Source organism: Frankia sp. CoBUL1, from assembly GCF_978021245.1.
In genome coordinates, this window is record NZ_CDXDOS010000020.1 from 20,978 (window position 1) to 28,885 (window position 7,908).

Annotated in this window: 6 protein-coding genes; all 6 read right to left on the minus strand. The window is 71.4% G+C overall.

All coding sequences use genetic code 11. From position 1 onward, the window contains the following. Positions 1-4: 4 nt before the first annotated feature. Positions 5-1,246 (minus strand): endolytic transglycosylase MltG, encoded by a 1,242-nt coding sequence (gene mltG, locus AC08OX_RS03655; RefSeq protein ID WP_476606511.1) that lies wholly within the window; start codon positions 1,244-1,246, stop codon positions 5-7. Between the two features lie 20 nt (positions 1,247-1,266). Beyond that, positions 1,267-1,845, minus strand: coding sequence for a Holliday junction resolvase RuvX (gene ruvX / locus AC08OX_RS03660; protein WP_476606504.1), 579 nt, complete (start codon positions 1,843-1,845; stop codon positions 1,267-1,269). Further along, a complete protein-coding gene (gene alaS / locus AC08OX_RS03665) occupies positions 1,842-4,487 on the minus strand; it encodes an alanine--tRNA ligase (RefSeq protein WP_476606505.1) in 2,646 nt (881 codons plus the stop codon). Before alaS ends, ruvX begins: the two co-directional genes overlap by 4 nt. Before the next feature lie 124 nt (positions 4,488-4,611). Then, positions 4,612-4,986 carry a hypothetical protein gene (locus tag AC08OX_RS03670; RefSeq protein ID WP_476606506.1) on the minus strand — a complete coding sequence of 125 codons (375 nt, stop codon included), beginning with the start codon at positions 4,984-4,986 and terminating at the stop codon, positions 4,612-4,614. Beyond that, positions 4,987-5,517 (minus strand): DUF948 domain-containing protein, encoded by a 531-nt coding sequence (locus AC08OX_RS03675; RefSeq protein WP_476606507.1) that lies wholly within the window; start codon positions 5,515-5,517, stop codon positions 4,987-4,989. A 144-nt stretch (positions 5,518-5,661) separates the two neighbouring features. Further along, positions 5,662-7,209, minus strand: coding sequence for a replication-associated recombination protein A (locus tag AC08OX_RS03680; RefSeq protein WP_476606508.1), 1,548 nt, complete (start codon positions 7,207-7,209; stop codon positions 5,662-5,664). Positions 7,210-7,908 lie beyond the last annotated feature (699 nt).

A 7,908-nucleotide genomic window follows, 5' to 3' on the forward strand; every position in this document is an offset into this window, starting at 1 on the left:
CGCACTACTCACGACCTCCTTCACGCCGGTACTGGGCCTCTGCCTGCTCCCACTCCCGCTCCGTGGTGGCGAAGACCGTCACCTTGCTCTGCGGCATGGAGACGAAATAGAACCACGATCCGTCGGCCGGTTCCAGTGCCGACCGCAGCGCCCAGACGCCGGGGTTGGAGATTGCGCCCGGCGGCAACCCTTTCACGGCCCGCGTGTTGTACGGGTTGTTCTGGGCGAGTTGTTCCTTGGTCAACGGCCCCTCGTACCCGTCCGTGGCGTAGCGGGTGGTCGAGTCCATGTCGAGCCGGCCAAATCTTCCCGATGTGTCCCTGAGCCGATTGTAGATCACCCGGGCCACCTTCGGACCCTCGTCGCGGTTGGCCACCTCCTTCTCGATGATCGAGGCGATGGTGACGATGTCCTTCGGCGGGACCCCGAGCGCGGCGGCCCTGCCCTCCAGATCGATCGCCGCGGTCTCCCGCTTGAAGCGGTCGACGAAGGAGCGCAGCAACTGCTTGGGCGTGGCCCCGGGCACGAGGTCGTAGCTAGACGGGAAGAGATAGCCTTCCAGCAGGTTCGGCGGCGCGTAGGACGGCAGGCCCAGCTGGGCGGGGTTCTTCGCGATCGCCTCCAGGTCCGCCATCGACGTGCCCGGGAGGCGTTCATGCAGTGCCGTGAGGACCTCACGGACGGTCATGCCCTCTTTGATGACGAACTTGAACGGCGCGGACGAGGCAGGGTCGAGCAGGGCCTCGAGCGCCGCGGCGGCGCTCATCCTGGTGTGCAGACGGTAGGTGCCCGGCTGGATGCCCAGCGACTCCGGATTCGCGGTGGCGGCCTTGACGAACGCGGCGACACTCGCGGTCACGTTCGCGTCGTGCAGCTCCCCGGCGATCTCCCGGGTACTCGCCCCGGCCGGGATCTGGACCATCGCGATGCCCTCGCCGGAGCCGGAGTAGTCGGCGGGCTCGCCAGCCGAGATGTGCCCGACGACCTTCCCCACCCCGTAGATCCCCAGTCCCAGCAGGGCGGCGACCACGACAAGCACCGCGATGATCTTCGGCAGCGCGCGACCGCGCCGGCCGCCGTCGGGACCGGGCTCGTCCCAGCCGCCGCCGTCGTCCCAGGCGCGGTGGTCCCAGTCGACCCCGGCACGGTCGTCCGGGTACTGATCATCGGCGTAGTGTTCATCCGAGTAACGATCACCGCGCTGGCGGGCCCGACGGCGACGCGAGTAGGGGTCCTCGTCGAGCATCTCGTCGAGGTCGCCGCCGGTCACCTCTCGTCCGACGGCGGGACAACACCGTCCGGAGCCCGGGGGCCGTCTCTCGGAGCCCGGACCACGCCGTCCGGACCCGCGGCCGGGGCGGCACACCCGATCACGCCGGGCGCGGCGCTCCCCCGGCGGCTGTCCAGGTCGTGCTGCAGGATCTGCACGGCTGCCTCCTGATCCACGAGACTCCGGCGGGCACGCGAACGAACGCCACGCTCGGCCATCCTGCGATGAGCCGCAACCGTGGTGAGCCGCTCGTCCACAAAACGCACGGGGACGGGTGCGATCCGCTCGGCGAGTACCTCGGCGTACTGCCGCACCAGCCGGACCGCCCGGCCTTCCTGCCCGGACATCTGTCTGGGCAGGCCGACCACGACCTCTACAGCCTGCCGCTCCCGGACGATGAGGACGAGCTGATCTATGTCCGCATTGCCCCGCCTGTCCCTGGCCAGGGTAGTCACCGGAACCGCGAGCACGCCGCCCGGGTCGCTCGCGGCGACCCCGACCCGCACCGAGCCGACATCGACCCCGATCCGCACCCCGGGCCGGGAATCCCCGGGCCGGGAGCCCGAGCCGCTCACCGCGAGGCGTGCTCGGCCACCAGCCCCCGCAGCCTGGCGAACACCGCCGGCACCAGCTGTGGGTTCCCCCCGCCGCCCTGGGCCACGTCCGGCTTGCCGCCGCCCTTGCCACCCAGGCTCGCCCAGGACTGCCGCACCAGGTCACCGGCGCGCAGCCCCCGGCCGCGCGCGGCGTCGTCGGTCACCACGACGATCGACGACCCGTCGGCCTTGGCCACGGCGACGACGGCGGGCCGCCCCGCCAGCCGCCCACGCACGTCCAGCGCCAGCAGCCGCACGTCGTCGGGGGCGGTGCCGGCGGGCACCTCGGCGGTGACCACGGCGACGCCAGCCACCTCCTCGGCACCCTCGGCCAGCGCCCCGGCCCCGGCGAGCACCGCGGCGGCCCGCAGTCGTTCCAGCTCCCGCTCGGCGTCGCGCAGCCGGCCGACGATGTCGGTGACCCGGTCCACCAGCTCATCCGGACGGGCCTTCAGCGCGCTGGACAGCTGCGACACCAGGAGATGCTCGCGCGCCAGGTAGCGGAAGGCGTCGAGGCCGACCAGCCCCTCAACTCGGCGGGTGCCCGCGGAGATCGACGCCTCCGACAGCAGCTTCACCGCGCCGAGCTGCGCGGAGCTCGCGACGTGCGTGCCACCGCACAGCTCGCGGGCGTAGTCGCCCACGTCGACGACCCGTACGGCGTCGCCGTACTTCTCGCCGAACAGCGCCATCGCGCCAAGCCGGCGGGCCTCCTCCTGCGTGGTTACGAAAGCCCGCACCGGCAGGTCACGCAGGGCAACCTCGTTGATCTCGTCCTCGACGTCGGCGAGCACCGACGGCAGCACCGCGCCGAGGGCGTGGAAGTCGAACCGCAGCCGGCCCGGGGAGTTCAGCGAACCGGCCTGGGTCGCACCCTCGCCCAGCGCGCGACGGAACGCGGTGTGCACGAGATGGGTGGCGGTGTGCGACCGGGACACCGCGCGGCGACGATCGGCATCCACCTCCGCGAACACCTCCGCGCCGAGCCGCAGTTCGCCGCCGAGCACCCGCACCCGGTGCAGGACCAGGTCGGGCACGGGCCGCTGGACGTCGAGCACCTCGACCTCGCCGCCGTCGAAACGCAGCCGACCGAGGTCGGGCTCCTGGCCGCCGCTCTCGGCGTAGAAGGGGGTCGCGTCGAGCACGACCCCGACCTCAGTGCCCTCCCCCGCCGCCGCCAGCCCCGCGCCGTCGGCGATGCCGACGAGGCCCACCACGCCGGAGGTCCGGCTGAGCTCCTCGTACCCGGTGAAGGTCGTTGGGCCGGAACGGGCCAGGATCGGCCGGAACGCGGACAAATCGACGTTGCCGATCCGCCGCGCGGCCCGGTCCGCCTTCGCCGCCTGCCGCTGGCGGTCCATCAGCCGGTGGAAACCCGCCTCGTCAACGGAAAGGCCCGCCTCAGCGGCCATCTCCAGTGTCAGGTCGATCGGGAAGCCGTAGGTGTCGTGCAGCTTGAAGGCTGCCTCGCCGCCCAGCGTGGTCGAGCCCAGGGATCGGGCCTGGCGCGCCGCGGTGTCGAAGATCGTGGTACCGGTACGCAGCGTCTCGGCGAACGTCTGCTCCTCCGCGACGGCGACCCCGGTGATCGTCTCGGCGTTGTCGAGCAGTTCGGGGTAGATCGTCCCCATCGCCGACCCGACGACCGCGAACAGCTCGCTCATCACCGGCTCGTGGGCGCCGAGCAACCGGGCGTTACGGATCGCCCGGCGCAGCATGCGGCGCAGCACGTAGCCGCGCCCCTCGTTGGAGGGGACGACGCCGTCGGAGATCAGCATCGCGGCGGTGCGGGTGTGGTCGGCGATCACTCGCAACCGCACGTCATCGGCGGGGTCCGCGCCGTAGCGCCGCCCGGTCAGCCGGCCGGCGGCGTCGAGCACCGGCCGGGAGATGTCGATCTCGTAGAGGTTGTCGACACCCTGGAGGATGGTCGCCATCCGCTCCAGGCCCATCCCGGTGTCGATGTTGCGGGCCGGCAGCTCACGCTCGATCGGATAGTCGTACCCAGCGCCCTCGCCCCGCTCGTACTGCATGAAGACGAGGTTCCAGACCTCGAGATAGCGCTCCTCGTCCGCGATCGGACCGCCCTCACGGCCATAGGCGCAGCCGCGGTCGAAGTAGATCTCGCTGCACGGCCCGCACGGCCCGGGCACGCCCATCGACCAGAAGTTGTCCTCCTTGCCGCGGCGCTGGATGCGCTCGGCGGGCAGCAGCTCGCGCCAGATCCCCTCGGCCTCGTCGTCGTCGAGGTAGACCGTCGCCCACAGGTCGTCGGCCTTGAAGCCGAACCCTTCGGTGAGCAGCTCGAAGGCGAACGGGATCGCCTCGGCCTTGAAATAGTCGCCGAACGAGAAGTTGCCGCACATCTGGAAGAAGGAGGCGTGCCGCGCGGTGTGCCCGACATTCTCGATGTCGACCGTCCGGACGCATTTCTGCACGCTGGCCGCCCGCGGCCACGGCGCCGGGAGATCCCCGAGAAAATAGGGCTTGAACGGCACCATGCCGGCGTTGACCAGCAGCAACGTCGGATCCTGGGCCACCAGTGAGGCGCTCGGGACGACGGTGTGCCCGCGCCGGGCGAAGTGGTTGAGAAAGCGGCTACGGATCTCGGCCGTGTCCATCGGGTTCACGTCGTCCAGACTTCGTGGGAAGAGGTTCGACATCCCGGGGTGGCGTGCTGTGGTCGGGCGCGCCTTCCGGGCTGCGGTGAGGGCGGGTGCCCCCGGCCCGCGGGCGAGGGAGTCCTCAGGGCCGCCGGGCGCCGGGGACGAGCCGCATCGTGCGTTCGGCGTCGTCGAGGCCAGCGGGGTAGCGCGGCGCGCCGGAGCCGGCGACCTGCGCCGCGGCGTCCCGGAGCGGGGCAGCCCCGACCGCGTCGCCTCGGTCTGCTTCGTCGCCTCGGTCTGCTTCGTCCGGATCACCGTCGAGGCCGAGCGCGACACGGATCTCCTCCTCCCGCTCGGCCGCGGCCTCGCGCACGTCCGCGAGGAACTCCTGTACTGACTGTACGAGAGAGCCGGCCAGACTCGTCGGCGTCAGGGAGGCTGCGGCCTTAGCCACCTGGCGCACCACCACGACGCCGGCCGCCGCCCCGAAAGCGAGATAGAAGATCCTCGACATCTACCGGTCTCCCCTACGCCCGCCCGCCGCGCCGGCGGCCGTGGACACCGACGGGGTCTTCTCGCCCGCGGGCTGCGAGCCGCCGCGCCCGGCCTGCCGCCGCGCCGCCTTCTCGGCCTTCATCTGGGCCGTCACCCGGGACTCGACCTCCGAGCGGGTCCGCTTGGCCGCCGCCTTGCGCACGCCGTAGCTGAACGCCGCGACGCGCACCATCGGGCCGCCGAGCGTCGCCGCGAACAACGACGTCAGCGAGGAGACGTTGGTCGTGATCGACTGCACGTTCGCCGTGATCGCGTCGACCCGGTCGAGTTCCTTGTTGACATGCGAGAGCGCCAGATTGACCTCGTCGACCGTCGCGCCGGCCTGCCTGACCCGGGCGGTTCCCTCGTCGAGGGCGAGACCGGTCTGACGTACCCGGGCCGCGGCCTCATCGAAAATCTTGCCAAGCTTGAGCAGGACGTAACAGCCGAAGAGGACGAGCACCGCGAACGCGCCCGACGCGATCAGGCCCGCGACCGCACCACCGGACATATGTGCTCCTGCCTCCATCGTCGTTGGGCCGGTCCCACCCCACCCGATTCGATCCGCCGTGCCGCGGGCGCCACCCAGCCGACGCTCCTGGAGTGACCTTACCGAGACGGCTACCGGGGCCACGGGTAGCCCCCACGAGAGGAGTCAGGACGGCGAGGAGAACGGTGAGGACGAGCCCGGGGACGGCGGTGGGTCACCGCGCACGACGCCACGCAGCTCATGGACCCGATCGGCCGCGCGGCGCTCGAAGCCGTTACCGCTCGGCTGGTAGTAGTCGGTCGAGGTCAGCCCGTCCGGCGGGTACTGCTGACGCACGACGTTGCCGGGGGCGTCGTGCGGGTACCGGTAGCCCGCGCCGTGGCCGACCCGCCGCGCGCCGCGGTAGTGGGCGTCGCGCAGATGCGCGGGCACCGGTCCGGCCCGCCCGGCACGAACATCCGAGGTGGCGGCGTCGATCGCCCGGATCACCGCGTTCGACTTGGGCGCCAGCGCCAGGTGGATGACCGCCTGCGCGAGCGCCAGGCGGGCCTCGGGCAGGCCAACGAACTCCAGCGCCTGGCTGGCCGCGACCGCGACACCGAGCGCGCCCGGATCGGCCATGCCAATATCCTCACTGGCAAGGATGATCATCCTCCGGGCGACGAACCGGGGATCCTCGCCGGCCTCCAGCATCCGCGCAAGGTAGTGGAGGGCCGCGTCGACGTCGCCGCCCCGCATCGACTTGATGAAGGCACTGATCACGTCGTAGTGCTGGTCCCCGGACCGGTCGTAGCGCACTGCGGCCCGGTTGACGGCCCGCTCCAGCAGGTCGAGATCGAGCCGTGGCCGCGGGTTGACGAACGCCTCGGCGTCTGCCCCGGCATCGGCACCCGCTCCGGCCTTCCCACCCGGTCCGGACTCGCACTCATGGGCTTCGAGCAGCGCCTCGGCCCCGGCCTCCAGGGTGGTGAGGGCCCGGCGGGCGTCACCTCCGGCAAGGCGGACCACGTGCTCGCGGGCCTCGTCGGACACCGACAGCCGCCCGTCGTACCCCCGCGGGTCGCGCAGCGCCCGGGCCAGCACCCCGCGGATGTCGTCGTCGGTCAGCGGCTCCAGCGTCAGCAGCAACGACCGGGACAGCAGGGGGCTGACCACGGAGAAGAAGGGGTTCTCGGTGGTGGCGGCGACCAGAGTGACCCAGCCGCGCTCGACCGAGGGCAGCAGCGCGTCCTGCTGCGTCCGGGTGAACCGGTGCACCTCGTCGATGAACAGCACCGTGCGCGCACCGGACGTTGACAGCGTCTCGCGAGCCTCGTCGATGACGGCGCGGACATCCTTCACGCCGGCGGTGACCGCGGACAACTCCCGGAAGCGTCGCCCGGTCGCCCTCGACACGATGTGCGCCAGTGTGGTCTTGCCGGTGCCGGGCGGTCCCCACAGCACGACCGAGGTGGTTGCGCCCCCCTCGACCAGCCGGCGCAGCGGGCTTCCCGGCCCGAGTAGATGCCGCTGGCCCACGACCTCGTCCAGGGTCCGTGGCCGCAGCCGGGCGGCGAGCGGAGCCGCGCGGCCCACCCCCGGACCGCCACCACGCCGATCCCGGGGAGCGGCGAACCCCGAGGCGGAGCGGGACGCCGTCCCGGCCTCCGACGCGTCGGACGCCCCGGCACCAGCCCCGGCACCATCGGAGAGATCGGCGTCGAACAGGCTCACTCGTTCACCGTACGACCGTCGTACGACCGCTGGGAGGCACGATCAGCCCGGAGCACGGCAGACGTCGGCCTCCGACGGCGGCTCACCGAAGCAGGCATATTACATACAACGGTATAAGTGTCTTAAATTTGCCCTTAAGCCTACGCCCGTTCCCCCGACCACACTCGGACCACCAGAGCTTCATTGCCAATGCACCGGAACGCGGCTAATGCGCCGGAACACGCGGCGAACGGGTAGTGCACCGCGCGCCATCCGGTACAATCCCCCGAGAGACCACGCTTCGTTCACGTCGGACACCGGGCCCCAATGGCGCGCGTATTATCATTCAGCTAGTCCGTTCAGCTGCTCGACTGAGCACATGTGCCGCCTTCGTGGTAATGCACGGTGTTCCGGACGGAACCGCGCCCGAAACCGGGCCGGATTACGAAATCGCCCTGACCAGCCCAGATCGCAACGACGGGCTACCGCCCCTCACCGGGGCGGGTGCCCGCAGAACCCACCCTCGCCACGGCACAGCCACATCACACCGTCAGAACCGACCAGCTCACCCGGAGACCGAAACCCTGCCCCGGAGAGGTGCCATCCGATGACCGTGCTACAGCCGCCCCGCGCCCTCGGAAACCGTGCCGCCGCATCACGCGGGCACCGCTTCGACAAGAACAGCGCGATACCCGAAGCTCCGATCGCATCAGCCGAGCC